The organism is Aeromonas sp. QDB23, from assembly GCF_027707745.1.
In the GTDB taxonomy this organism is placed as follows: Bacteria; Pseudomonadota; Gammaproteobacteria; order Enterobacterales; family Aeromonadaceae; genus Aeromonas; species Aeromonas allosaccharophila.
In genome coordinates this window covers 23,864-48,059 of record NZ_JAPCJA010000018.1, presented here as the reverse complement: position 1 = coordinate 48,059, position 24,196 = coordinate 23,864, and the positions used below count along the sequence as shown (strand labels likewise).

23 protein-coding genes are annotated in these 24,196 nt (G+C 61.8%); 11 read left to right on the top strand and 12 right to left on the bottom strand.

Going from position 1 to position 24,196, the window contains the following annotated elements:
* Positions 1-3 precede the first annotated feature (3 nt).
* Both PG888_RS10115 and PG888_RS10110 read right to left on the bottom strand, forming a co-directional pair.
* Positions 4-486 (bottom strand): YMGG-like glycine zipper-containing protein, encoded by a 483-nt coding sequence (locus PG888_RS10115; protein WP_075112260.1) that lies wholly within the window; start codon positions 484-486, stop codon positions 4-6.
* 276 nt (positions 487-762) lie between these two features.
* Positions 763-1,701, bottom strand: a complete 939-nt coding sequence (locus PG888_RS10110; protein ID WP_270693337.1) for a LysR family transcriptional regulator — start codon at positions 1,699-1,701, stop codon at positions 763-765.
* 136 nt (positions 1,702-1,837) lie between these two features.
* Between PG888_RS10110 and PG888_RS10105 the strand changes: the two genes are divergently transcribed.
* The 4 genes from PG888_RS10105 to PG888_RS10090 all read left to right on the top strand — a co-directional run bounded on the left by PG888_RS10105 (position 1,838) and on the right by PG888_RS10090 (position 6,777).
* A complete protein-coding gene (locus PG888_RS10105) occupies positions 1,838-3,640 on the top strand; it encodes an adenine deaminase (protein ID WP_270693336.1) in 1,803 nt (600 codons plus the stop codon).
* 16 nt (positions 3,641-3,656) lie between these two features.
* Positions 3,657-4,574, top strand: coding sequence for a ribonucleoside hydrolase RihC (gene rihC / locus PG888_RS10100; RefSeq protein ID WP_333563457.1), 918 nt, complete (start codon positions 3,657-3,659; stop codon positions 4,572-4,574).
* A 54-nt stretch (positions 4,575-4,628) separates the two neighbouring features.
* Positions 4,629-5,990 (top strand): C4-dicarboxylate transporter DcuC, encoded by a 1,362-nt coding sequence (gene dcuC / locus PG888_RS10095; protein WP_270693334.1) that lies wholly within the window; start codon positions 4,629-4,631, stop codon positions 5,988-5,990.
* A gap of 184 nt (positions 5,991-6,174) precedes the next feature.
* Entirely contained in the window at positions 6,175-6,777 is a 603-nt protein-coding gene (locus tag PG888_RS10090; protein ID WP_270693333.1) for a nitroreductase family protein, read from the top strand.
* 113 nt (positions 6,778-6,890) lie between these two features.
* Here PG888_RS10090 and PG888_RS10085 read toward each other — a convergent pair whose 3' ends face one another.
* Together PG888_RS10085 and PG888_RS10080 are read right to left on the bottom strand one after the other, a co-directional pair.
* Positions 6,891-7,541, bottom strand: a complete 651-nt coding sequence (locus PG888_RS10085) for an HAD-IA family hydrolase (protein ID WP_270693349.1) — start codon at positions 7,539-7,541, stop codon at positions 6,891-6,893.
* A gap of 8 nt (positions 7,542-7,549) precedes the next feature.
* On the bottom strand, positions 7,550-7,795 hold the full coding sequence (locus PG888_RS10080; RefSeq protein WP_270693332.1) for a hypothetical protein: 246 nt from the start codon (positions 7,793-7,795) through the stop codon (positions 7,550-7,552).
* 116 nt (positions 7,796-7,911) lie between these two features.
* On the opposite strand from PG888_RS10080, the gene PG888_RS10075 reads away from it, so the two are divergent.
* Positions 7,912-8,874, top strand: coding sequence for a LysR family transcriptional regulator (locus PG888_RS10075; protein ID WP_182938071.1), 963 nt, complete (start codon positions 7,912-7,914; stop codon positions 8,872-8,874).
* Here PG888_RS10075 and PG888_RS10070 read toward each other — a convergent pair.
* From PG888_RS10070 to PG888_RS10055, 4 genes are all read right to left on the bottom strand, one after another.
* Positions 8,860-9,816, bottom strand: a complete 957-nt coding sequence (locus tag PG888_RS10070) for a sensor domain-containing diguanylate cyclase (protein ID WP_270693331.1) — start codon at positions 9,814-9,816, stop codon at positions 8,860-8,862. The two genes, PG888_RS10075 and PG888_RS10070, sit on opposite strands and share 15 nt — an antisense overlap.
* Positions 9,817-10,013: 197 nt before the next feature.
* The gene (locus PG888_RS10065) at positions 10,014-10,715 is read right to left on the bottom strand and encodes an excalibur calcium-binding domain-containing protein (RefSeq protein ID WP_270693348.1); all 702 of its coding nucleotides are present in this window, start codon (positions 10,713-10,715) and stop codon (positions 10,014-10,016) included.
* Between the two features lie 142 nt (positions 10,716-10,857).
* Complete coding sequence (locus PG888_RS10060; RefSeq protein ID WP_270693330.1) at positions 10,858-11,424, bottom strand: cysteine hydrolase family protein; 567 nt, start codon at positions 11,422-11,424, stop codon at positions 10,858-10,860.
* A gap of 49 nt (positions 11,425-11,473) precedes the next feature.
* A complete protein-coding gene (locus tag PG888_RS10055) occupies positions 11,474-12,637 on the bottom strand; it encodes an FAD-dependent oxidoreductase (RefSeq protein ID WP_270693329.1) in 1,164 nt (387 codons plus the stop codon).
* Positions 12,638-12,902: 265 nt separating this feature from the next.
* Between PG888_RS10055 and miaB the strand changes: the two genes are divergently transcribed.
* The 5 genes from miaB to lnt all read left to right on the top strand — a co-directional run bounded on the left by miaB (position 12,903) and on the right by lnt (position 18,598).
* Complete coding sequence (gene miaB / locus PG888_RS10050; RefSeq protein ID WP_270693328.1) at positions 12,903-14,336, top strand: tRNA (N6-isopentenyl adenosine(37)-C2)-methylthiotransferase MiaB; 1,434 nt, start codon at positions 12,903-12,905, stop codon at positions 14,334-14,336.
* A gap of 54 nt (positions 14,337-14,390) precedes the next feature.
* Positions 14,391-15,464, top strand: coding sequence for a PhoH family protein (locus PG888_RS10045; protein WP_234605592.1), 1,074 nt, complete (start codon positions 14,391-14,393; stop codon positions 15,462-15,464).
* A complete protein-coding gene (ybeY, locus tag PG888_RS10040; RefSeq protein ID WP_234605589.1) occupies positions 15,461-15,925 on the top strand; it encodes an rRNA maturation RNase YbeY in 465 nt (154 codons plus the stop codon). Before PG888_RS10045 ends, ybeY begins: the two co-directional genes overlap by 4 nt.
* Before the next feature lie 95 nt (positions 15,926-16,020).
* Positions 16,021-16,905: a CNNM family magnesium/cobalt transport protein CorC gene (corC, locus tag PG888_RS10035; RefSeq protein WP_111805274.1), complete on the top strand. Its 885-nt coding sequence runs from the start codon at positions 16,021-16,023 to the stop codon at positions 16,903-16,905.
* A 148-nt stretch (positions 16,906-17,053) separates the two neighbouring features.
* On the top strand, positions 17,054-18,598 hold the full coding sequence (gene lnt / locus PG888_RS10030) for an apolipoprotein N-acyltransferase (RefSeq protein ID WP_270693327.1): 1,545 nt from the start codon (positions 17,054-17,056) through the stop codon (positions 18,596-18,598).
* Positions 18,599-18,664: 66 nt separating this feature from the next.
* Here the strand turns inward: lnt and PG888_RS10025 are convergent, their stop codons facing one another.
* The 3 genes from PG888_RS10025 to PG888_RS10015 all read right to left on the bottom strand — a co-directional run bounded on the left by PG888_RS10025 (position 18,665) and on the right by PG888_RS10015 (position 22,348).
* Positions 18,665-19,849 (bottom strand): MerR family transcriptional regulator, encoded by a 1,185-nt coding sequence (locus PG888_RS10025; RefSeq protein WP_270693326.1) that lies wholly within the window; start codon positions 19,847-19,849, stop codon positions 18,665-18,667.
* Positions 19,850-20,004: 155 nt separating this feature from the next.
* Entirely contained in the window at positions 20,005-21,735 is a 1,731-nt protein-coding gene (gene recJ, locus PG888_RS10020) for a single-stranded-DNA-specific exonuclease RecJ (protein ID WP_270693325.1), read from the bottom strand.
* Entirely contained in the window at positions 21,701-22,348 is a 648-nt protein-coding gene (locus PG888_RS10015) for a disulfide isomerase DsbC N-terminal domain-containing protein (RefSeq protein ID WP_058052703.1), read from the bottom strand. The genes recJ and PG888_RS10015 overlap by 35 nt, the downstream gene beginning before the upstream one ends.
* Positions 22,349-22,663: 315 nt before the next feature.
* Between PG888_RS10015 and mscL the strand changes: the two genes are divergently transcribed.
* Positions 22,664-23,074, top strand: coding sequence for a large-conductance mechanosensitive channel protein MscL (mscL, locus tag PG888_RS10010; RefSeq protein ID WP_042658573.1), 411 nt, complete (start codon positions 22,664-22,666; stop codon positions 23,072-23,074).
* 72 nt (positions 23,075-23,146) lie between these two features.
* Here mscL and xerD read toward each other — a convergent pair whose 3' ends face one another.
* Positions 23,147-24,046 carry a site-specific tyrosine recombinase XerD gene (gene xerD, locus PG888_RS10005; protein WP_270693324.1) on the bottom strand — a complete coding sequence of 300 codons (900 nt, stop codon included), beginning with the start codon at positions 24,044-24,046 and terminating at the stop codon, positions 23,147-23,149.
* Between the last annotated feature and the right edge of the window lie 150 nt (positions 24,047-24,196).

Sequence of the window (24,196 nt, the reverse complement as noted above, 5' to 3'; positions counted from 1 at the left end):
GCATCAATCGTCGTCGTGCCACCTGTGCTTCTTATGCTTTTTGTGCTTCTTGTGGTGTTTGTGATGGTGATGATCATCGTCGTCATCGTAATAGCGATCCTGACTCTTGTGACCATCGCCGGTTTTGGCGCCGATGGCCGAACCACCCGCCCCGCCGACCCCGGCGCCGATCAGTTGACCGGTATCGCCGCCGACACTCTTGCCGATGGCGGCACCACCCAGCGCCCCCACCGCGCCGCCAAGGGCCGCTTCATTCTTGTTGCCCTTGTTGGCCGTCGCCGCGCCACCGGCAGCGCCGCCCAACGCAGCCCCCACCAGCGCGCCGGTATCACCCCCCAGCTCCTTGCCGATCATGGTGCCCGCCACCCCACCCGCCCCGCCACCGAGAATGGTGTTGAGGGTTTCCGAACCGTGGGCCGCCGTACTGCCCAGCAGTAACGCCCCCAGCAGAGCCAGAGCGCCGATGCCACGCGTATTCATCTCCATGGATACTCCTGTCAAACCTGATTAATTTCCTCTGCACTATACAAACCGGCAGGCAGCAAGCCAGTGGGGGGCTGGCGGCAAATAGACTCTCAGTTGAAGCCCGGCAACAGGCGTGACTGGCAAGCTCGAATTCAATCGCTTGAATAACCACAAGAAAATTTCCATTTCACAGCAATGGCACGTCCCTCGGCAGGGCGGGGAGACTGTCGCAGCCCCACCCCGACCACTGGCGATCGGACAGCTCCTGTCACCAGCACAGGCCCTGGGGCCAAAACATCACAAACCCTGGCTGGCCAATTGTTCGATGATGGTCGTGCGCAGCAGCGTTCGCCCCTCATCAATACGGGCTGAGCGGGAGAGCCCTTTCGCCCACATCAGCGCCAACGTGCGACTCAGCACTGGCTCGTGCAGCGCCACGACTTTCAGCTGGGGATCGCGCTGGTTCGCGGCATAGAGTCCGGGCAGGATAGCAACTGCCAACCCTGAGCGCACCAAGCCGTAAAGCGTCTCGACATAATCTGTGGTGTATCTGGGCTTGAGCCCGGGCAACTGGCTCTGCGCCAGTCCGTTGACCTGTCGGCTGACGTTGCCTCTGGCAAAAAGGGAGATGTCGCGGCGGGTCAGCTCCTGCCAACTGATGACATCCTCCGTTGCCAGCGGATCTTGCCGGTTGATCACCGCCACCAGCGCATCGTCCAGCAGCGGCGTCACCTCCAGCGAATCGGGCAACTCGCCATCCAGCACGCCAATCCCTGCATCCAGAGACCCCTCGGCCAGCGCCTGCAACAGACCGTCGTTGGTGTGATCCTGAAACTCGACCCGCAAGCCCGGGAACTGCTGCTGCAGACGGGCGGCCGCCAGCGGAAACATCAGGGTGCAGGCCGACGGGATCAGACCGATGCGCAGGGTGCCATCGCCCCCTTCGACCATCACCTGCTGCATATCGGCAAAAGCGGCATGGGCCACATTGAGCAGCCCCTTGGCGTGAGGCAGGATCGCCTCCCCCTGTTCGGTCAGGGTGACCGCCTGCGCGGTGCGGTGAAACAGTTTGCCGCCAAGCACAGATTCAATCTGGCGCAGGGCACTGCTCAGGGCGGGCTGGCTGATGGCCATCTGATTGGCCGTTTCGGTGAAGTGGCGCAGCTGGGCCAGGGTGACAAAATACTGGATCTGTTTGAGAGAGAGCGCAGGCAGACGGCGCCAGGGTTCGGACATGGAAGCAACAACCGGAGAAAAACGTTTGCAGCAGCATAACCCTTTCTTATCCAGTTATAAATTCTTTGCGCTATGCACGGGCCAATCCCCTCCCTAAAGTGTGCCCATTATTCCCCTTGTCAGGCCCCCTCTGCCCATGTGTGAACAAGATGCTTCCCTTGAATTGCGCCGCCGCGCCGTACAGGCTGCCCTCGGCGAAGCGCCCTTCGATCTGCTGCTGACCAATGCCAACCTGATCGACATGGTGACCGGCGAGATCCGCCCCGCCGACGTGGGGCTGGTCGGCCCGCTGATCGCCAGCGTTCATCCGATCGGCACCTTCCAGCAGGCGCGCGAGACCCACGATCTGGCCGGTGCCTATCTCTCGCCCGGTCTTATCGACAGCCATGTCCATGTGGAGAGCTCCCACCTGACGCCAGAGCGCTACGCCGATGTGGTGGTTGCGCAGGGCACCACCACCATCTTCTGGGATCCCCACGAGCTGGCCAATGTGCTCGGGCTGGCGGGGGTACGCTATGCCATCGACGCCAGCCGCAACCTGCCGCTGCGGGTCATCTGCGCCGCGCCGTCCAGCGTTCCTTCCACCCCGGGTCTCGAGATGTCGGGCGCCGACTTCCACGGCCCCGAGATGGCCACCATGCTGGAGTGGCCGGAGGTGGCGGGTATCGCCGAAGTGATGGACATGCAGGGGGTGCTGGGCGGCAGCGAGCGGATGACCGGCATCCTGCACGCCGGTTTGCAGCGCAATGCCCTGATTGAGGGGCACGCCCGGGGCTTGTGTGGTCACCGGCTGCAAGCCTATCTGGCCGCCGGAGTCAGCTCGGATCACGAACTCACCTCGGCTGCCGATGCGCTGGAAAAGCTGCGGGCCGGGCTCACCCTCCAGTTGCGCGGCTCCCACCCCTATCTGCTGCCGGAGATCGTCGCGGCGCTGAAACAGCTGCCCCACCTCTCCTCCCAAATCACCCTCTGTACCGACGATGTGCCGCCCGACATGCTGCTGGAGAAGGGGGGCATGATTGCGCTGGTCAAGCTGCTGGCTGAGCTGGGGCTGGCGGTGCCCGACGTGCTGCGGATGGCCACCCTCAATGCCGCCATCCGGCTGCAGCGCAACGATCTGGGGCTGGTTGCCGCCGGCCGCTGCGCCGATCTGGTGGTGTTCGACAACCTCACCGATCTCAACCCGGTCTGGGTCTACAGCGGTGGCCAGCGGGTCGCCCGCCATGGCGCCATTCTCAGCCCCTCCGAGCCTGTCGCAGGTTGTCAGGCGCCGCGCGATACCATGCAGATCCCCCTGCGCACGCGGGAGGAGTTCATCATCCGGGTACCCGGGCTGACTGCGGGTCGTGCCCGCTTCAAGACCATCAAAGGGGCTCGCTTCACCCAGTGGAGTGAAACCGAGGTTGAGGTTCGGGATGGTCAGGTGATCGTGCCAGCGGGATTTAGCCTTATCTCGGTGCAACACCGTCACGGCCGCCATCAGGCAGGCACCCGGCTGGCACTACTGGAGGGGTGGGGCGAGCTGCAGGGGGCCATCGCCACCAGCTACTCCCACGACTCCCACAATCTGGTGGTGCTGGGGCGCGACCCGCAAGAGATGATGCTGGCCGCCAATACCCTGATCGCCAGCGGGGGCGGCATGGCAGTCGTCCAGCAGGGTGAGGTGCTGGCCCACGTTGCCATGCCCATCGCCGGCATGCTCTCCGACCTGCCAGCCAGCGAGCTGGCCGCCAGCTTCCACGCCCTGCGCGAAGTGAGCGGCAAGGTGGTGGAGTGGGAGCCCCCCTACCGTGTCTTCAAGGCCATCGAGGGAACCTGTCTTGCCTGCAATGCGGGGCCCCATCTGACCGATCTCGGCCTCACCGATGGCCTGACCCGCGAGATTGTCGACCCCTTCATCTGCTGCTGGCCCGACGCCGATGCCCGCCAAGCCGATTAACACCGAGGAGAACAGCGTGAACCCTGTCGCCATTATTCTGGATACCGACCCCGGCATCGATGATGCCGTTGCCATCGCCGCCGCCCTGTTTCATCCCGGGATCGAGCTGGCGCTCATCACCACGGTCGCCGGCAATGTCGATGTCAGCAAGACCACCCGCAACGCCCTGCGCCTGCTGCACTTTTTCGGCCAAGAAGTGCCGGTGGCACAGGGGGCCAGCCAACCCCTCGTGCGCCCCCTCGACAATGCCAGCCATATCCACGGCCATTCCGGCCTCGATGGTTACGAGTTTGCCGAGCCCGGGCAACAGCCGCAGCCAATGCATGCCGTCGAAGCCATGAAGGCCACCCTGCTCGCCAGCGAACAACCCATGACGCTGGTGCCCATCGGGCCGCTGACCAATATCGCCCTGCTGCTCACCCTGCACCCCGAGTGTCGGGAGAAGATCGCGCGGATCGTGCTGATGGGCGGCTCGGCCGGTCGGGGCAATCACACCCCCAATGCCGAGTTCAATATCTACGTGGATCCCGAGGCGGCCCACATCGTCTTCAGCAGCGGTCTGCCCATCGTGATGTGCGGGCTCGATGTCACCAGCCGGGCCACCCTGACCGGCGAGATGATTGCGGCGCTGCCCGCCCTCAACCGCACCGGCGCCATGCTCCACGCCCTGTTCGGCCACTATCGCGGTGGCAGCATGCAGACCGGACTCAAGATGCACGATCTCTGCGCCATCGCCTATCTGGTACGCCCCGACCTCTTTATCACCCGGGCCTGCCATGTGGCCATCGAGACCCGGGGTGAACACACCCTCGGCACCACCTCGGTGGATATCAACAACCGGCTCAAGCGACCGCCCAACGCCGAGGTGTGTCTCGATATCGACGTGCCCGGATTCAGGGCCTGGTGCATGGAGACCCTTGCCCGCGCCATCTGATCCCGAACCGCCAGCCCGCTGGCCCATTCACATCAAGAAGAGAGTGTTGGAAACATGCTGGAAATAATTGTCAGCACCCTGATCCTGGTCATCTGCGGCTATCTCATCGCCAAAAACTACGATGCCAAGATAGTGCTGTTTGGCGCTGGGCTGCTGCTGATGTTTGCCGCCGTCGGACTCGGCCACCCCCTGCTGCCTGTGGCGCAGAGCAGCGGCCTCAGCTGGCTTGATCCCTTCGTCCAGATCAAGCAGATCTTCATCAGCCAGATGGGCAATGTCGGCCTCACCATCATGGTGCTGTTCGGCTTCTCCAGCTACATGAGCCACATCGGCGCCAACGATGTCACCGTCATGCTGCTGACCCGCCCCTTGAGCCGCATCCGCTCCCCCTATCTGCTGGTGCCGGTGATTTTCCTGCTGGGCAACTTGCTCTCGCTGGTGGTGCCAAGCGCAGCCAGTCTGGCGGTGTTGCTGATGGCGACCCTCTATCCGGTGCTCAAGGCGTCGAACATGTCCTCCCTCACCGCGGGGGCCGTCATTGCCACCACTGCCACCATCATGCCCAGCCCGCTGGGGGCCGATAACGTGCTAGCCGCCCAGAAGCTGGGGATCCCGCTGGTGGAGTACATCGTCTCCTACCACGCTCCCATCTCGCTGCCGACGCTGGCGTTGATGGCGGTGGTGCACTACTTCTGGCAAAAGGCGATGGACAAGCGGCAGCAGGCGCGCGGTGGACTGGAGGAAAAAGAGGAGTCGCTCGCCGTGCCCACCGGCTTGCCGCCCGCCTACTACGGCCTCTTTCCGGTGCTGCCACTGGTGCTGGTACTGCTGTTCGGCATCTGCTTCACCCATATCTCCCTCGGTCTGGTGGAGATCACCTTCGTCTGCCTGCTGCTCACCATAGGGGTGGAGCTGCTGCGCAAAGGCAATATCAAGGAGACCAGCAAGGAGTTCGCCATCTTCTTCACCGGTATGGGGACCGGCCTGGCTCAGGTGGTGTCGCTCATCGTGGCGGCCAGCATGCTGGTGGAGGGGCTCAAAGCCATCGGCATCATCGATACTCTGGTGGATAGCGTGAAGCACATCGACGGGGTCGGCTCGATCCTGATGTTCTTCTTCTCCGGCACGGCGGCGCTGATCGGCTTTATCAGCGGCAGCGGGCTGGCGGTCTTCTACTCCTTTATCAACATCATTCCCGAGATCACCGAGAAGGTCGGGGTCAACAGCGTCGCGGTGGCCCTGCCGATGCAGCTCACCGCCAACCTGATCCGCTCCATGTCGCCGGTCGCCGCGGTGATCATCGTCATCGCCTCGATCACCGGCAGCAACCCCATCGAGATCATCAAGCGCACCTCGGTGCCCATCATCTCGGGCATCATCTGCTGCATGACCCTCTCCTACCTGCTGTTCAGCTAACCCGGCTCCATCTGCAGGCGATCAATCCGGTCGCCTGCAGACGGTTTTTTACCCCCGGTTGAAAGTGAACCCACTGCATGTAAACGCCCGGAAGATAATCGGGTGGTATAGTCTATAGCTTGAACAACAGGGGATGGCTGGCCACAAGGCTGGCGCCCGGTGACTATCAAGCAAAGGAGATGTTATGAGCAGTCCGTTTATCGAGCAGATCAAAGCACGTCGTACCATCTATGCCCTGGGTGATCAGGTCTCCCATACGCCGGAGCAGCTGACGGCCCTGATCCAGGATGCCATCAGGCACAGCCCCTCCTCCTTCAACTCCCAGAGCTCCCGCGCCGTCATCCTGTTTGGCGCCCAGCACCACAAGCTGTGGGATATCGTCAAAGCCGAGCTGAAAAAGATCGTGCCGCCGGAAGCCTATGCCCAGAGTGAAGCCAAGGTGGATGGCAGCTTCCGCGCAGGCTTTGGCACCGTGTTGTTCTTCGAGGACACCGACGTCATCAAGGATCTGCAGCAAAAATTCGCCCTCTATGCCGACAACTTCCCCGTCTGGTCGGAACATGCCACCGGCATCGCCCAGTTTGCGGTCTGGACGACGCTGGCTCAGGAAAAGATCGGTGCCTCCCTGCAGCACTACAACCCCCTCATCGACGAGGCGGTACGTAAGGAGTGGAACCTGCCCGCCAGCTGGCTGCTACGCGCCCAGATGCCCTTTGGCAGCATCAAGCAAGCGGCCGGCGACAAGACCTTTATCGACGACGCCACCCGCTTCCGCGTCTTCAAGTAATCGCCAGATAGCAAAACGCCCCCGCAGTTCGGGGGCGTTTTTATTGCGACAGGCGGTGCTGATTGCGCTGGCTCATGCCGCAATATGTGGCCGCTGCACATTCTCTTAGGCGCTCAAGCGGGTAACGTCACCAGCAGGGATTCGCCTTCCCCCAACATCATCTTCACCTCGCGCCAGTCGCGGATCACCGCCACCACCGCCGGATTGAGCGGCGCATCGCCTCCTACCTGCACCACGGCGCAGCCAGCACGCAGGGCGCTCTCGATACCAGCCGGTGCATCCTCGAACACCAGACAGCGAGCGGGCGCGACGCCAAGCCGTGCAGCCCCCAGCAGATAGGGTTCGGGATCGGGTTTACCCTTGGTCACCGCTTCGGCCCCCACCAGCAGGTTGGGCAGCGGCAAACCGGCACAACTCAGGCGATGGCGAGCAACCCGCTGGCTGGCGGAGGTCACGATGGCCCAGCACCGGGGCGGCAGGCGGCGCAGCAGCTGGCCAGCGCCCGCGATGGCATCGCCGCCGGTATGTTCCATCTCCAGCTCGTCAAGCCGCGCCGCTTCCCGCGCCACATCCAGTTGCGGCGCCAACGCCCGGATCACCTCCCGTGAGCGCATGCCGTGGCACATCGCCAGCACTGGCTCGGGGGCCAGCTGATGATGCTGGCACCAGAGCCGCCACACCTTCTCCACATCACCGGTCGAGCAGACCAGAGTGCCGTCCATATCGAGCAGCAGGGCGGATACCGACAAGGTGATGTGGCTCATGTCTGCATTCATACAGGCACCCCGGCCAGCTCGGGCGCAGCACCAGAGAGCGCATCGGCAAACGCCTGCTGCTGGGCGGCACGCTCATAACAGGCCAGCGCCTGCTCGGCACTGCCAGCCCACACTTGCAAGGGGCCGACCACAAACCCCTGTTGCAACAGGCTGGCGAGCAGCTCCCCCGTCTCCGGGGCCGCCAATGGCTGGGCCAGCACCAGCGTGCCCTTGATCAAAAAGAGATAGCGTTGGGTAGACATGATATGGCTCCTTGTTCCGGTTCTGAGGAGGGAGGCGCCCCCCTTGCCAAGCCATTAGAACAAGGCGATTAGATAATTTATAATCAATAAATCGCCACTTTGGATAACCAATTGGAATGAAATTCGACTTGAGGCAACTGCAGGCGTTTGTGACGCTGGCCGACACCGCCAACTACCGGGAAGCGGCCAGCCGCCTCTTTATCACCCAACCGGCCCTCACCAAGCAGATCCAGGGACTGGAGCAGACGCTGGGCTGCACCCTGTTCAAGCGGGGCCGCCACGGTGCCGAGCTGACGGCGCTCGGCGCCCAGCTGCTCACCCAGGCAAGCGCACTGGTCAAACACGGCAGGGAATTTGAACGTCACGCACTGGCGGTGGCGAGCGGCGTGGCCGGTCGGCTCAAGATCGGCTTCGGGCTGTCCAGCTTTGCGCTGGCTCCTTCGCTGGTCGCCCGCTTCAAGCAGCAGGTACCCGATGTGATGGTACACATGCAGGACATGACCTCAGCCACCCAGCATGAGCGTCTACTGTCGGGTCAGTTGCAACTGGGCTTCATGCGCAGACCACAGGCCCCTCAATTGCAAGAGTACAGATTGCTGACCGACCGGCTGGTGCTGGCCGTTCCCAGCCAGATGACGGGGCCGGATCCGGCCACCTTCGACGTTGAGTGGGCCCTCGCCAACCAGCCCCTGCTGCAAATGGTCGGCCATCGTTGTCCTGGGCTGAGCCAGCAGATCGCCAGCTTCCTTGGCGCCAACCGGCTGACCGCCATAGTCCAGGAAGCAGAGGATATACAGACACTGGTCGCGTTGGTGGCCGCCGGGATCGGCAACGCCATACTGCCACGCAGCGTCAGCTTTATCGCGGGCCAGGGCGTCACCCTCTACCCCTTGTCCGGGCCAAAGTCAGAGTGGGAAATCAGTCTGGTCTGGAATTCCGAGTTTGCCGATCCCATTCGCGATCGATTCCTGCAGCTGGTCATGGCGGCACATCCCGCACCTCAGCAGGCTGAGTCAGAAGGGATAAAGCCTCGCCACGGTCCCATTATCGAATGTGGCCTTCACTCAAGGGTTGGGTAATGAGGGACAAGCCACGCTGTGGCAACGGTTCTTCCCCTCCTTCTTGGCCGTGTAGAGAGCCATGTCGGCTGCGGCCAGCAGCTCATCTTCCGAGATCAGCACCCGCTCCGGGAGCTGGGTAGCAATGCCGATACTGGCGCTGAGCCGGGCATCGCCCAGCTCATTCATACTCAACTCCTTGATCCCGAGGCGAATCGCCTCCCCCATCCTCAAGGCTGCCTCCTTGCCGGTATTGCCGAGGACCACCGCAAATTCATCGCCCCCGAACCGGCTTGGCAGATCCGCAGGCCGCTGGCAAAAGGCGTTGAGCAGGTGACCCACCTGCCGCAAGAGATCATCTCCAACCTGATGGCCGAAGTGATCGTTGCACGCCTTGAAGTTATCGAGATCCAGCATGATGAGGGAGAGCGGGGTATGTTCACGCATGCTGCGGCGCCACTCGTTATGCAGAAAACTGTTGAACAGCCGCCGATTGGCCAGTCCGGTCAGGGGATCATGTTGGGAGAGGCTGGCCACCTCCAGCTCCAGCAGCTTGCGCTCGGTGATATTGGTATGAGCGATGGCATAAAACTCGGTGTCAATGCCGACCACAGGGGCCACCCGCATCATAAACCAGCGCTGGGTATCCGGACTGTGGCAGGGGTACTCCAGACAGAACTTCTCCTGAATGCGACGCAACACCCGGCGGATCCCCTCCACGGCACTCTGGGCTAACGGCTCATCGGCGTGGTCACAGACCTCCGTATAGTTGACCCCGACCCAGTCATACCCTTTGGGCATGCCATTTTGCTCGGCAAACAGATCCCAGGCGAGATTGGTGTAATGGATCACCCCATCCCGATCGATCACCGAGATCTGATCCTCCAGCGAATCCAGCAGCGCGGCCAGATAATGGGATCGCTCGGCAAACCGGCTCCGAGGCTTCTCTCTTTCATCCACCATAGTGGCCATCCTGTGGCAAACGTGGCGCATCGCCATCTATTAACAGTTGCATCAGCTGTTAGAGTAAAGCACCCAATAACCACTTGGCCAACTGAGACCATTCATCGCGAGGCCCCCATCCGGCAAGGTTTCAGGCCAGCGCCCCCGCACCGGATAACAAGAACAGGTTATGAATGTATTTGACTGATAAGTAACATTTAATGCCCACACCACTGATTTTCACAGGGGATGCCATCGCCCTCTCCGTCCATTTTGGTATTCGGGCAGTTTTGCAAAAACCAGGTTGCCTCCTCGCAGGAGGTCATCTGGGAACAATGCTGCCGGCCATCACACTGGTAGCGTTGAGCCGGTTGCGATGAGACTTCACTGAAACTGCTGCCACCGCTGCTAACAGAGGGGGTCGGCAAGGGCGCCATCGACTCGGCCGAGAAGCGGGAATAAATGGAAAAGAGACCGGCGAGCACCAGCAGGGGGATGAGTTTGCCGCGCCAGCTGCTCTTGCGGCGCCGATAGGGATTACTCCGCTCTCTGGTCGAGCTGGGTCGTGGCGGCTGACTTGCCGCCCGCCATGATGGCGTTGCCGATGGTGTTGCTGATCTTGCTGCTGATGGTGCAGAAAATGACGCGGCAGACGGCCCTGCATCCGCCAACGTGAGCGGCCGATCGGGGAAAAACACCTGTAGCGCCCTCGGTTTGCCATCCTGACCACTGCCGATCAGATAGGTGACGCGCTCCCCCGGCTCGGGTACGCGACCATCTGATTGCAGCGCCGTGATATGCACAAACAGCCCTGCACTGCGTGATCCATTGGCTGTCTGCTCGGTGCCCTCTTGCTCCGGCGTAATAAATCCAAAGCCGCGCGCCTCGTTCCAGCTCGCGATCCGTCCCTGATAACGCATCTGTCCATCCTTGTTGCTATCCATGTGAGCACTATTGCGCACTATCTTGCCTGGCAATCATGTTGCCCAAAAGCGCTGTGGCCCGACAGAGGGCCGCAGAGTCAATCTCAAAACGGTGATCGGGTACAGCCTGCGATGGGGCTCAGACCAGCTGGGACACCTTGATGATCTCGGCGATGCGGCTAAGCATCCGCAGCGAGGTGTGATGCTCGGTGGCATCCGCCGCCGCGCTGGCATCCTCCAGAATGGTGATGGCGTAGTCCCTGTCATGACCTTCCCGCGCCGCAGCCTGAATGGCCCAGCTGGTGCTCACCCCGCACAGATAGAGGTGATCGATATGGTTGGCCCGCAGCGCAGGCTCCAGCGCCGTGCCGTAGAAGGGGCTCACTCTGGGCTTGGCCAGCACCAGATCGCCGGGCTGCACATCCAAATCCGGGTGAAAATCGGTGCCTGGGTCGGTAAGCGAAAGCGCACCAAGCTGGTGAGCGCGGCCAAACATGGGGGAGCCCTTGGGTTGCAGCTGATAGCCGCCATCAAAGCCCACCTTGATCAGTACCACCAACCAGCCGTGAGCGCGGGCATAGGCCAGCGCCTGATTGGCATGCGCAATGGCATCCTGCGCCAGCACATGGGCTGCGGAGGTGGCGATACGCCCGTCGGGATGGGCAATATCGTTGATAAAATCGATCACCAGCAGTGCCTTGTTCATCACCTTTGCTCCTTCGTGAATTCAGCCCGTGCTATCTGGTTCCTACCTGTCAAACCAGCCCCAGCGCATATCGCAGCGCCATCTCCTTCAGAGGGCCCGCCTTGTCCGCCAGATTGAGAGCCAGATTGCGGGCCAGCTTGAGGGGGCCAATCTCGTTGCTGAACACCCCGTAGAAGAGATCCATCCCCGACTGCATCAACAGGTTGTCAGGGCGGCGGCGCCGCTCGTAACGGTCGGCCAGCGCCAGTTGATGCCAGTCGGCGCCAGCTCCTTGCAGCAGATCAGCCCAGCAAGCCACATCCTTGAAGCCGAGGTTGACCCCCTGCCCCGCCAGCGGGTTGATGGTGTGGGCGGCATCGCCGAGCAGCACCACCCGACCGGCGTGATAGTCGTTGGCGTGGCGGCGCACCAGCGGGAAGCTCCCCTTGCCAGTGACGGTGAACCCGCCGAGCCGACTCGGGAAGTGGCGGCGCACCTCGGCGGCGAGCGCCTCATTGCTCATGGCAGCCAGCGCCCGGATGCGGGCCGGACTGTCATACCACACCAGGGATCCGTGCTGGCCGGGCAGCGGCAGGAAGGCGCGCGGGCCGCTCGGGGTGAACTGCTGCCAGGTGATATCTTCCTGCGCAAAATCGGTATCGATATTGATCAGCATGCAGTGCTGGCGGTACTCGAAGCGCGATACCCCGATACCGGCCAGCTTGCGGGTGTGGGATTCGGCGCCGTCACAGGCCAGCACCCAGCGGGCCGCCAGCCCGGTGCCGTCATCCAGGGTCAGCACAGCTTCATCCGCACTCTGGCGCAGGCTGGTCACCGCTGCCGGGGTGTGGGTCTGGATGGTGGGGAAATCCTCCATCCGTTTGAGCAGAGCGAGCTGTACCAACCGGTTTTCGATGATGTAGCCGAGCTGGGGCAGACCGAGATCGGCGGCGTTGAAGCGGGTGGCAAAACCATCCAGCTCCCAGGTCTCCAGTCGGCGGTAGGGGCAGAGCCGCATCTGCTGCAGATGGTGCCAGGCACCGGCCTGCTCCAGCAGCGCCACCGAGGCCCGACTGATGGCAGAGACCCGCAGATCCAGCGGCTGCTCCGGCGCGTAATGCTCCGGCAGTTGGGTCTCGATGACCCGCACCGAGAGGCCCTGAGCTGCCAGCAGACAGGCGGTGGCGGCGCCCACCATGCCGGCGCCGACGATGGCGATATCACACTGTTCCATACATTTATTCCTGAAAGGGTGCGTCCGGCGACAGCGCCCGGACGTGAACCGGATGGCTGCATGATAGCGCAAGGTCGCCTGATAAACAGTGAGGCAAATGGGGAATTGCTGCGTCAAATCAAGGAGAAAGCTTATTGAGCTTGCTGGCAACAGGTATCGGGTGAGCACCATTGCCAGCTGGATATTAGCTAGGCAGTATCCAGATTGCGGAGTAAAATGCGCGGTCCTTTGACCATGCCGATTTCAAAACAAGTCAAGAGAAGCAATGAGCAAGAAACTTCACATTAAAACCTGGGGTTGCCAGATGAACGAGTATGACTCGTCCAAAATGGCCGACCTGTTGGATGCCAGCAATGGCTACACGCTTACCGAAGAGCCCGAAGAGGCAGATGTCTTGCTGCTCAATACCTGCTCCATCCGCGAAAAAGCGCAGGAGAAGGTGTTCCACCAGCTGGGACGCTGGAAAAAGCTCAAGGCCAAAAAGCCCGGTCTGGTGATCGGCGTGGGTGGCTGCGTTGCCTCTCAGGAAGGCGATGCGATTCGCCAGCGCGCTCCCTATGTGGATATCGTGTTCGGCCCGCAGACCCTGCATCGCCTGCCCGCCATGATCAAGGAAGTGCAAGAGGGCCGTGGTGCCCAGGTTGATATCGCCTTCCCCGAGATCGAAAAATTCGACAGCCTGCCCGAACCGCGCGCCGAAGGGGCCACCGCGTTCGTCTCCATCATGGAAGGCTGCTCCAAATACTGTACTTACTGCGTGGTGCCCTACACCCGCGGTGAAGAGGTGAGTCGACCGCTGGACGACGTGCTCTACGAAATCGCCCAGCTCGCCCAACAGGGCGTGCGCGAGGTGAACCTGCTCGGTCAGAACGTCAACGCCTGGCGCGGCCCGACCTTTGATGACGGCATCTGCACCTTCGCCGAGCTGCTGCGCCTGGTGGCCGCCATCGACGGTATCGATCGCATTCGCTACACCACCAGCCACCCGATCGAGTTCACCGACGACATCATCGAGGTCTACAAGGACACTCCGGAAGTAGTCAGCTTCCTGCACCTGCCGGTGCAAAGCGGCTCGGACCGGATCCTGACCATGATGAAGCGCCCGCACACCATCCTGGAGTACAAATCCAAGATCCGTCGCCTGCGTGCCGCCCGTCCCGACATCACCATCAGCTCCGACTTCATCGTGGGCTTCCCGAACGAAACAGACGAAGACTTTGAAGCGACCATGAAGCTGATCGAAGAGATCAACTTTGACATGAGCTACAGCTTCGTCTTCAGTCCGCGCCCCGGTACTCCGGCTGCCGACATGCCTGACGATGTCGACATGGAAGTGAAGAAAGCCCGGCTGGCCCGCCTGCAGCACGTCATCAACAATCAGGCAATGCAGATTGGCCGCGCCATGCTGGGCACCACCCAGCGCATTCTGGTGGAAGGGCCGTCCAAGCTCGACCCGATGCAGCTGTGTGGCCGCACCGAGAACAACCGGGTGGTCAACTTCGAAGGCCAGCACACCCTGATCGGCGGCTTTGCCGACGTGGAGATCACCGAGGTACGTCCCAACTCCCTGCGCGGCAAGTTCATCCGCGGCGAGAGCGAGATGAACCTGCGGATCGCCACCGCCCCGAGCGAAATCCTGGCCCGTCGTCCCGACAATGTGCCGGACGAGCTGGGCGTGGCCGCCTTCACACCCTATTAATCCCCTCCTCCCCATTCGCCAGGCGGATGGGGAGCGCCTTGAGACGAGGATATTTTGAGCCGACACATCTCGACCCTGAATCTGCATCTGGAGCCCGCCGACAACCAGCGCCTTGCCAGCCTGTGCGGCCCCTTCGATGACAACATCAAGCAGCTGGAGCGCCGCCTCGGCGTCGAGATCAGCTACCGTGACAGCCACTTCCAGCTGGTGGGCAAACCGGCCCAGCTGGATGCCGCAGCCGTCATCCTCAAGCACCTCTATGTGGAAACCCAACCGCTCAAGGGTGGCAAGGTGACCGACATCACTCCCGACATGGTCCATCTGGCCATTCAGGAGTCGCGAGTGCTGGAGCAGGATGACGAACCGGCGCCGGGCATCCCCTATGGCAAGGAGGTGACGGTCAAGACCAAGCGCGGTCTCATCAAGCCACGCAGCCCAAATCAGGCTCAGTACATCGCCAATATCGTGCGCCACGATATCTGCTTCGGCATCGGCCCGGCCGGTACCGGCAAAACCTATCTGGCGGTCGCGGCAGCCGTGGATGCCTTGGAACGTCAGGAAATTCGCCGCATTCTGCTAACTCGTCCGGCGGTGGAGGCGGGGGAAAAGCTCGGCTTCCTGCCCGGCGATCTCTCCCAGAAGGTGGACCCTTATCTGCGCCCGCTCTACGACGCCCTGTTCGAAATGCTGGGCTTTGAGCGAGTCGAGAAGCTGATGGAGCGCAACATCATCGAAGTGGCGCCGCTCGCCTACATGCGCGGAAGAACCCTCAATGACGCCTTTATCATTCTCGATGAGGCCCAGAACACCACCACCGAGCAGATGAAGATGTTCCTGACCCGCATCGGCTTCAACTCCAAGGCGGTGGTGACCGGTGACATCACCCAGGTAGACCTGCCACGCAACGCCAAATCCGGCCTGCGTCACGCGCTGGAAGTGCTGCAAGGGGTCGATGGCCTGTCGTTCAACTTCTTCGAGTCCAAAGACGTGGTGCGCCACCCGGTGGTGGCCCGCATCGTGCAGGCTTACGAGGCATTCGATGCCAAACAGGCGGCGGAAAAAGCAGCCCCCATTATTGGGAAAGAGAGCATCGGCAAAGAGAGCACCAGCAAAGAGAGCGAGCAATGAGCGTAACCCTGGATCTGCAGCTGGCCAGCGCCAGCACTGACGGCCTGCCCACCGAAGCCCAGCTGCAAGGCTGGCTCGATGGCACCATTCTCGGCTTCCAGCAAGAGGCTGAAGTGACGGTGCGTATCGTCGACGAGGCGGAGAGCAACGAGCTCAACCTCACCTATCGTGGCAAGGACAAGCCTACCAATGTGCTCTCCTTCCCGTTCGAGGCACCGCCCGGTCTGGAGCTGCCGCTGCTCGGCGATCTGGTGATCTGCCGTCAGGTGGTGGAGCACGAGGCCCAAGAGCAGGGCAAGCCCCTCATGGCCCACTGGGCCCACATGGTTGTGCATGGCAGTCTGCATCTGCTAGGTTATGACCATGTCGATGATGAGGAAGCCGAAGAGATGGAAGCGCTTGAGCGCGACATCATGCAGGAGCTCGGTTTTGCCGATCCTTATCTGAACGACGAAGAGTAAAACGCCGGACGGTCATCGACTTGAAACAGCAGATGACCATCCTTATATAACCCGAACAATTTCAAGTGTGTTGAAGCGAGTAACCAAGAGAAAAAATGACCGACGATCACCCTAGTACCGGCTCGCCGAAGAAAACCTGGCTCGACAAACTCAGCCAACTCTTCCAGGGCGAGCCAAAAGACCGCAATGATTTGGTAGACGTGATAGCCGATGCCGAAGAACGAGACCTCATCGATCAGGACACCAAGGACATGATCGAGGGGGTGCTGGAGATCGCCGATCTTCGCGTGCGCGATATCATGATCCCCCGCTCCCAGATGGTGACCATCGAGAAATCCCAACCGGTGGACGAGATCCTGCCGGTGATCATCGAGTCCGGTCACTCCCGCTTCCCGGTGATCAACGAAGACAAGGATCATGTGGAGGGCATTCTGCTCGCCAAGGATCTGCTCCCCTTCGGGTTTGGCGGCCATCACGCCAGCGAGCCGCTGCAGCTCGAGAAAATCTTGCGCCCCACGGTGATCGTGCCGGAAAGCAAACGGGTTGACCGTCTGCTCAAGGAGTTCCGTGAAGAGCGCTACCACATGGCCATCGTGGTCGACGAATTTGGTGGCGTCTCCGGTCTGGTGACCATCGAAGACATACTGGAACTGATCGTTGGCGAGATTGACGACGAGTTTGACGACATCGAAGATGAGCCGGACGAGATCCGCCGCCTCAGCAAGCGGGTCTTCTCCATCAGCGCCCTGACCGAGATCGAGGATTTCAACGACTTCTTCGGCACCAAATTCAGCGATGAAGAGGTGGATACGGTGGGCGGTCTGGTGATGCACGCCTTCAGCCACCTGCCCAAGAAGGGCGAGGAGATCGAGCTGGACGGCTACCTGTTCAAGGTGATGCATGCCGACCGACGCCGTCTGCAGCAGTTGCAGGTGAAGATCCCCGAGCACCACGCGGCGGCGCAATCCGAACCGCAGTAAGCAGATCCGCTCGATGTTTGAAACAACGCCCCGACCTCGGGGCGTTGTGCTCTCTGCCACCGGCATCGAGGCTCGCCGTTGCCCCGCTTACAGGTTAAGATACCGGCCATTCGACCCCAGTTGCACACCAAGACGAGCACAATCGCCCGTGAAATCATCTCCCGTTACATCAAGAATCCTGTTGAGCCTCAGCGCGCTGGCCTGTGGTGCCATCGCCGTGCTGGCCTTCTCCCCCTTCGGCTACTGGCCGCTGGTGATCCCCTCCCTGCTTGGCCTCTACGCCATGCTGGACAAAGCCACGCCGAAACAGGCCGCCTGGCGCGGTTTTGGCTACGCCATGGGACTCTTTTTGCCGGGGCTGTGGTGGATCCACGTCAGCATGACCGAGTTTGGCGGCATCCCGCTGCCGGTCGCCTTCGTGCTGCTGGCCGGGCTCTCCGCCTATCTGGCGCTCTACCCGACGCTCGCCTGCTGGGCCTTCGCCCGCTTCTTTGGCGGCCGTCACTGGAGCCGCTGGCTGCTCGCCTTCCCGGCCCTGTGGTTGGTGGCTGACTGGCTGCGCGGCTGGGTGATGACCGGCTTCCCCTGGCTCTGGTTTGGTTACAGCCAGATCGACGGCCCCCTCAAGGGCTTCGCCCCCATTCTCGGGGTGCAGGGCATCACCCTCGCCCTGTTGCTGTCCGCCTCCGCCATCTGGCTGGTGTGGAAATCCCGCTCCCCGCTCTGGCTGGCGGTGCCTGCCCTGCTGGTCGCAGGTGCTCACGGTCTGATGCAGCTCAACTGGGTCACCCGTGGCGAGCCGGTCAAGGTGGCACTGGTGCAGGGCAATATCGCCCAGTCCCTCAAGTGGGATCCGGAGGCGCTGGCCCCCACGGTGCGCACCTATCAGGACTTGAGCCGCGAGAATCAGGATGCCGACATCATCGTCTGGCCGGAGTCGGCGATCCCGGCCATCGAGAAGGCGATGGGCCCCTATCTGGAGAATCTGGACAAGGCGATGAAGGTGAACGATACCGGCCTGCTGGCGGGGATCATCCACTACGACGAGCAGCAACAGCGCTTCTACAATACCGTGCTCGGCATGGGGGTGCAGGATGCGGATAGCAAGGAGTCCTACTTCTACAACCACCCCAACCGCTACAACAAGTACCACCTGCTGCCCATCGGCGAGTTCGTGCCGTTTGAAGATCTGCTGCGCCCCATCGCCCCCTTCTTCAACCTGCCGATGTCCTCCTTCAGCCGGGGCGATGACATTCAGCCCAACCTGATCGCCAAAGGGCTCAAATTCGCCGCCGCCATCTGCTACGAGATCATCTTCCCGGAGGAGGTGCGCCGCAACGTCAATGACGATACCGACTTCCTGCTGACCGTCTCCAACGACGCCTGGTTCGGCACCAGCATCGGCCCCTGGCAGCATATGGAGATCGCCCGGATGCGCGCGCTGGAGCTGGCTCGTCCGCTGCTGCGGGACACCAACACCGGCATCACTATCGTTACCGACATCGACGGCAGCATCATCGGCCAGATCCCGCAGTTTGAAGCGGGTGTGCTGCGCAGCGAGGTGCGTCCCGCCCACGGCGAGACCCCCTACATGCGCTTTGGCAGCTGGCCCCTCTACGGCCTGACCGTGCTGCTGCTGGGTCTGGCGCTGGCGCTGCGCCCAAAGGCCCACCCCTGGGCCCGCGAGCTGTAACGCCAATCCGCAATCCCCGATAAACAACGAGGCGCCCGCAGGCGCCTCGTTGTTTACTACAACTTATCAAGCATCTTTTTGCAGGCAGCAGATCACATAGCCGTAACTGCCCAGATATTGGCGGTGGATGGCCACTTCCCGACTCAAGTCCTGCCAGGCAGCACTCTCCCCCAGCTCGTCTCGATAGCGCAACAGATTGACCTCGATGGGGTCCAGATAATTGTTCCAGGCACTCATCGGCAATGGGGTGTGTGACAGGCAGCGGTAGCCTGCCGCTTGTACCGTCTCAAGCAGGCCCGCCAGCGTCTGCATGGCGGGATAATCCTGCTGCCAGAATGCCAATGCCTCCTCGGGCGGATTATCGGTCAGCCAGACCGCATCACTCAGCACGATGCAAGCCTGCGGGCTCGCGAGCAGCGGACGCCACGCCTTCAGCGCATTGGCAACCCCCATCACGTAGGCGCTCCCCTCCGCCCAGATGAGGTCAGCCGGAGCCAGATCGTCCGGCAGTGCCGCCATGTTGGCGCAGAGGGTGGATACATGCTCAAAGCCCGCCGCACGGGCGGAGTGCGCCACGGCGGCCAGTGCCTCCTCTTCCAGATCGATGGCCACAATGGCGGCATCGGTCACCTGAGCCAGCGCCATGGTCGATGCCCCGCGCCCGCAGCCCATATCGAGGATCCGGCGCGGCCGGATGGGCAAAGCAGCAAACTGCTGCTGAGTGAAGGCTCGATCCCCCGGCCCCCAGTAACTCATGCCATCCAGCAGCTGGATAAAGTCCTTGATGTAACGCTCATGTTCATTCATGTCTTTGCTCAACCATTGCAAGTGGTAGCGATCTTTCTCGCTAAAACCCTGTTTCATCACCCACGCGAAGTAGGCCTCCGGTGCCTCGCGCTGCAGTTGCAGCTGCCAGGCTTTGAATTCCTCACCAGAGCGCAGGCTCAGCCCCGCCAGATCCGCAAGCAGATCCCGGGCGCGCCGCATCCTCTCCAGCTCCTCATCCAGTTCCCTGACCCGGGCCTGCAATGCCGCCTGATCTATCTCACCAGCCAGACAAGCGAGGCACTGCTTGAGGCTGAGACCACCCGCCTGCAGGGCCTGCACCATCTGCAGTCGCTGCAGATCCCCCTCGTCATAGTGGCGATAGCCGTTGGCGGCCCGGGTACCGGAAATCACCCCCAGCTTCTCGTAATAGAGCAGGGTGGAGCGGGCGAGGCCGCAGCGGAGGGCCAGTTCGGATATTTTCATGGCAATCACTCACGGTGCGGGCCCTCAGGTGACCCGATAGAGACGAGCTTAAACTGTGAAGCTATAGACAGGTCAACGCCCTTTTCCAGAGATCCGCCAACAAAAACGGCCACCCGAGGGTGGCCGTTGTCAGCGCTATCAGCGATGCTACCGGCTCAGAGACCAGCCGCTTCCAGATGCTCCACCAGCAGCTGCACGCTGCGGTTACCGCGCCACTCGTTGACATCGAGCCGGTAGACCAGCCGCACCCGCTTGACCGAGGCATCGGGCCAGCGCTTGAGATCGACGCCAAAGGCGATGGCATCCACCGCATAGCCGGAATCGGTAGTCAGCATCATCTTGAGGTGCTTCTCCCCCACCAGCCGCTGCTGCACCAGCACGAACTCGCCGTCAAACAGTGGCTCGGGGAAAGCCTGACCCCAGGGGCCGGAGGCGCGAATAAGCTCCGCCAGCTCGAGATTTAGCTCGTCCGGCAGCAGCTCGCCGTCGGTGAGCAGCACCCCGGTCAGCAGCTCCGGCGTCACCAGCTCGCTGATGACCGCCTCAAACGCCCGACCGAAGGCCTCGATATTGGCCTTGGGCAGGGTCAGCCCCGCCGCCATGGCGTGGCCGCCAAACTTGCCCATCAGGCCCGGGTGGCGGGTATCGAGCAGTTCCAGCGCATCGCGCAGGTGCACGCCGGGGATGGAGCGGCCGGAGCCCTTGAGCTCGCTCTCGCTGCTCTCGGCAAAGGCGATGACCGGGCGGTAGTACTTCTCCTTCACCTTGGAGGCCACCAGCCCCACCACCCCCTGATGCCACTCGTTGCGGTGCAGCACGATGCCCGACGGCACCTCGCCATCGCGAAACCGGATCTGCTCCAGGGTGGAGAGCGCCTCCTGCTGCATCCCCTGCTCGATCTCCTTGCGCTCCTGATTGAGGCTGTCCATCTCGGAGGCGAGCTGGCGCGCCAGATTGAGATCATCGCTCAGCAAACAGGCGACCCCGAGCGACATGTCATCGAGGCGGCCCACCGCGTTGAGGCGCGGCCCCAGCGCAAAACCGAGGTCAGCGGCGGTGAGGCGGCGACCATCGCGGCCCGACACATCCACCAGCGCCTGAATGCCCGGGCGACAGCGACCGGCCCGGATCCTCTGCAAGCCCTGATGGACCAGAATGCGGTTGTTGCCATCGAGCGCCACCACGTCAGCCACCGTGCCAAGCGCCACCAGATCGAGATAATCCGCCACATTGGGGGCACGCAGCCCTTGCCGCTCATACCAACCGAGCTGGCGCAGGTGGGTGTTGAGAGCCGCCATCAGATAGAAGGCCACCCCCACCCCGGCCAGCGACTTGGAGGGGAAATCGCAGCCATGCTGGTTCGGGTTGACGATGGCATCGGCGTCAGGCAGCTCCTGACCCGGCAAATGGTGATCGGTAACCAGTACCTGCATGCCCGCCGCCTTGGCCGCCGCCACCCCGGCGATGCTGGAGATACCGTTATCCACCGTGATCAGGAACTCGGCGCCACGGGCCACCGCCAGCTCGACAATTTCGGGGGTGAGGCCGTAGCCGAACTCGAAGCGGTTGGGCACCAGAAAATCGATGTGGCGACCGCTCATGGCGCGCAGCGCCAGCACGCACAGGGCCGAGCTGGTGGCGCCGTCGCAGTCGAAGTCACCAACGATCAGGATCCGTTTCTGGGCAGTCAGGGCCTCCGCCAGCAGCGGCACCGCCTGCTCCATGCCATAGAGGCGCTGGGGCGGCAACAGCTGGCTGGCGCTGCGCTCCAGCAGGGCGGGATCGTCTACGCCACGACTGGCGAAGATTTGGCGAAGCAGGGGATGCAGGGTGGCAGGCAGATGGGAATCATCAACTCGCGGACGACGACGGATTTGCAGGGACATCAATGTGATCCAGTATCTTGAGCAGCTGTTCGGGGCTCTGATACCCGCGCACCAGATCCCCGTCAGAGGAGACCCAGGCCGGCAGTACCTTGACCCCCAACCATTGGCTCAGGCCAATATTTTGGATAAGGGTCTCACTACATGCCGTTTGAGGCAAATAGGCTTTTAACGGATCATTTTGCAGCAGGGGGTCGCTGCACCAGTCAGCGGCCCGTTCGGCATGATCAATGACGGGATAGATCTCGACGCTAACTCCTAAGGCCTGCAACTGTTGCAGTGTGGCAGAGAGCTGACGGCGTGCCGCATCCTGTTCGCCGAGAAACAGCGCGACCCGGTGACGCTCATCCCGGGCCTTGAGCACAATGGGAGTATGGGCCACCTGAGCCAGGCCCAGTCGGCGCTGCTCACGCATGCCAGAGATGGTCAGGTTCTTCATGTCACGGGTCATATCCAGCATGATCCCCTGCACCACATAGTCCCCTTTGGCATCGCTGTAGAGCACCCCCTGGGAGGTACCCAGCATATACAACCCCGCAATCGGGGTCGGTTCAACCAGATAGACGGGTACCCCCAACCGGGCCGTGATGGTCTGTTTCAAGGCTTGGGTATCCATCCCCGCTCTGGCAGCAAATGTGCACAAAAGCATCATTCCCAGTAGTAAATACTTCACTTGTTTACTCACGTGGTATGAATGAATCGACCAAGCAAACTACAGCAGCACAGCTCATTATTCAATCTGCTACTTACCAAAAAATTAATATCACTTTGTACCAAAAAAATGATTCCCTCCGATTGCCAAGGACTCATAACGCCCGCAAGCTAGTCAGGACGACAGGAATAACGCGGCTTCGCCTCTGTTTTCCTGACAAGAGTTCGCCCTTTGGCAAGGGCCATCAACGCGCTATCTTGTTTAATTTCGGAGGAAATAATGAGTCTGATTCAAGAGTTCAAAGCCTTTGCCGCCCGCGGCAACGTCATCGACATGGCGGTCGGTATCATCATCGGTGCCGCCTTCGGCAAGATTGTCTCCTCCTTTGTCGGTGACGTGATCATGCCGCCCATCGGCCTGATCCTCGGCGGCGTGGACTTCAGCGACCTGGCGGTCACCCTGAAGGCCGCAGAGGGCAGCACCCCGGCCGTGGTCATCGCCTATGGCAAATTCATCCAGACCATCATCGACTTTCTAATCATCTCCTTCGCCATCTTCATGGGGCTGAAGGCCATCAACACCCTCAAGAAGAAGCAGGAAGAGGAAGCCGCCGCCCCGGCAGGCCCGACCAAGGATCAGGAGCTGCTGACCGAGATCCGCGATCTGCTCAAATCCCAACAGGGGAAATAAACGCCACCTCCTGTCGTGTAATGCCAAAAAAACCGCCTGCTGGCGGTTTTTTGTTTTTGGGAGGCCAAGCACTCAGGCTCTGGGGTGGTGCTCACCGTGCAGTACCTTGAGTCGCTCGTTGGCCACATGGGTGTAGATCTGGGTGGTGGAGAGATCCGCATGGCCCAGCAGCATCTGCACCACTCGCAAGTCGGCGCCGTGGTTAAGCAGATGGGTGGCAAAGGCGTGGCGCAAGGTATGGGGGGATAGCTCGCCGTTGATCCCGGCCCGCTGCGCGTAGAGCTTGATGCGGTGCCAGAAGGTCTGGCGGGTCATCATACGGGCCTGTTTGGAGGGAAACACCACGTCCGAACTGGTGCCCCCCAGCAGCAGGGTGCGAGCCTCCCGGTAGTAACGCTCCAGCCAGTGCATCGCCTCCTCGCCCATCGGCACCAGCCGCTCCTTGTTCCCCTTGCCTACCACCCGCACCAGCCCCTGACGCAGGCTGACATGCTCGGCGGTGAGCCCCACCAGCTCGGAGACCCGCAGCCCGGTGGCGTAGAGCAGTTCAAGCATCGCCTTGTCCCGCAGCTCCAGCGGATCATCCACCAAGGGCGCACTCAGCAGGGCATCCACTTCCGCCTCGCTTAAATCGGAGGGGAGTTTTTTCGGCAGCTTGGGCCCCTCCAGCAGCACGGTCGGATCATCGCTGCGCAGCTTCTCGCGGTTGAGATACTGGTAAAAGCGGCGCAGGGCCGACAGGAAGCGGGCGGTGCTGCTCGCCGCAAACTGGTGATCGACCCGCCAGGCAAGGTAGTGCTGGATCTCGTCCATCCCCGCCAGCAGCAGCGAGCTCCCCTGCTCGTCGAGCCAGAGGGAGAATTTCTCCAGATCGCTGCGATAGGAGCTGACCGTGTTGTCAGACAATCCCCGCTCCAGCCAGAGGGCGTCGAGGAAAGGTTCAATCAGGGGATGGGGGACGGGCTTGCTCATGGTGCGCTGCAATCAGGGGATCGATGGCCCATTGTAACGCGCCAACTCCTTGGAAAGACAAGGCACTTTCATTGGAAAGATAAGCCACGTTTGCCAGCCCCCTTGCCGGGCGGTGAAGGTCGAATGGCAATCTGCTAGACTGGCCCCCTC

Excerpts from the sequence above, each read along its gene's own strand:
- PG888_RS10115 (WP_075112260.1), bottom strand. The coding sequence starts at position 486 with ATGGAGATGAATACGCGTGGCATCGGCGCTCTGGCTCTGCTGGGGGCG.
- PG888_RS10110 (WP_270693337.1), bottom strand. The coding sequence starts at position 1,701 with ATGTCCGAACCCTGGCGCCGTCTGCCTGCGCTCTCTCTCAAACAGATC.
- PG888_RS10105 (WP_270693336.1), top strand. The coding sequence starts at position 1,838 with ATGTGTGAACAAGATGCTTCCCTTGAATTGCGCCGCCGCGCCGTACAG.
- dcuC (WP_270693334.1), top strand. The coding sequence starts at position 4,629 with ATGCTGGAAATAATTGTCAGCACCCTGATCCTGGTCATCTGCGGCTAT.
- PG888_RS10090 (WP_270693333.1), top strand. The coding sequence starts at position 6,175 with ATGAGCAGTCCGTTTATCGAGCAGATCAAAGCACGTCGTACCATCTAT.
- PG888_RS10085 (WP_270693349.1), bottom strand. The coding sequence starts at position 7,541 with ATGAGCCACATCACCTTGTCGGTATCCGCCCTGCTGCTCGATATGGAC.
- PG888_RS10080 (WP_270693332.1), bottom strand. The coding sequence starts at position 7,795 with ATGTCTACCCAACGCTATCTCTTTTTGATCAAGGGCACGCTGGTGCTG.
- PG888_RS10075 (WP_182938071.1), top strand. The coding sequence starts at position 7,912 with ATGAAATTCGACTTGAGGCAACTGCAGGCGTTTGTGACGCTGGCCGAC.
- PG888_RS10070 (WP_270693331.1), bottom strand. The coding sequence starts at position 9,816 with ATGGTGGATGAAAGAGAGAAGCCTCGGAGCCGGTTTGCCGAGCGATCC.
- PG888_RS10065 (WP_270693348.1), bottom strand. The coding sequence starts at position 10,715 with ATGCGTTATCAGGGACGGATCGCGAGCTGGAACGAGGCGCGCGGCTTT.
- PG888_RS10060 (WP_270693330.1), bottom strand. The coding sequence starts at position 11,424 with ATGAACAAGGCACTGCTGGTGATCGATTTTATCAACGATATTGCCCAT.
- PG888_RS10055 (WP_270693329.1), bottom strand. The coding sequence starts at position 12,637 with ATGGAACAGTGTGATATCGCCATCGTCGGCGCCGGCATGGTGGGCGCC.
- miaB (WP_270693328.1), top strand. The coding sequence starts at position 12,903 with ATGAGCAAGAAACTTCACATTAAAACCTGGGGTTGCCAGATGAACGAG.
- ybeY (WP_234605589.1), top strand. The coding sequence starts at position 15,461 with ATGAGCGTAACCCTGGATCTGCAGCTGGCCAGCGCCAGCACTGACGGC.
- corC (WP_111805274.1), top strand. The coding sequence starts at position 16,021 with ATGACCGACGATCACCCTAGTACCGGCTCGCCGAAGAAAACCTGGCTC.
- PG888_RS10025 (WP_270693326.1), bottom strand. The coding sequence starts at position 19,849 with ATGAAAATATCCGAACTGGCCCTCCGCTGCGGCCTCGCCCGCTCCACC.
- recJ (WP_270693325.1), bottom strand. The coding sequence starts at position 21,735 with ATGTCCCTGCAAATCCGTCGTCGTCCGCGAGTTGATGATTCCCATCTG.
- PG888_RS10015 (WP_058052703.1), bottom strand. The coding sequence starts at position 22,348 with ATGGATACCCAAGCCTTGAAACAGACCATCACGGCCCGGTTGGGGGTA.
- mscL (WP_042658573.1), top strand. The coding sequence starts at position 22,664 with ATGAGTCTGATTCAAGAGTTCAAAGCCTTTGCCGCCCGCGGCAACGTC.
- xerD (WP_270693324.1), bottom strand. The coding sequence starts at position 24,046 with ATGAGCAAGCCCGTCCCCCATCCCCTGATTGAACCTTTCCTCGACGCC.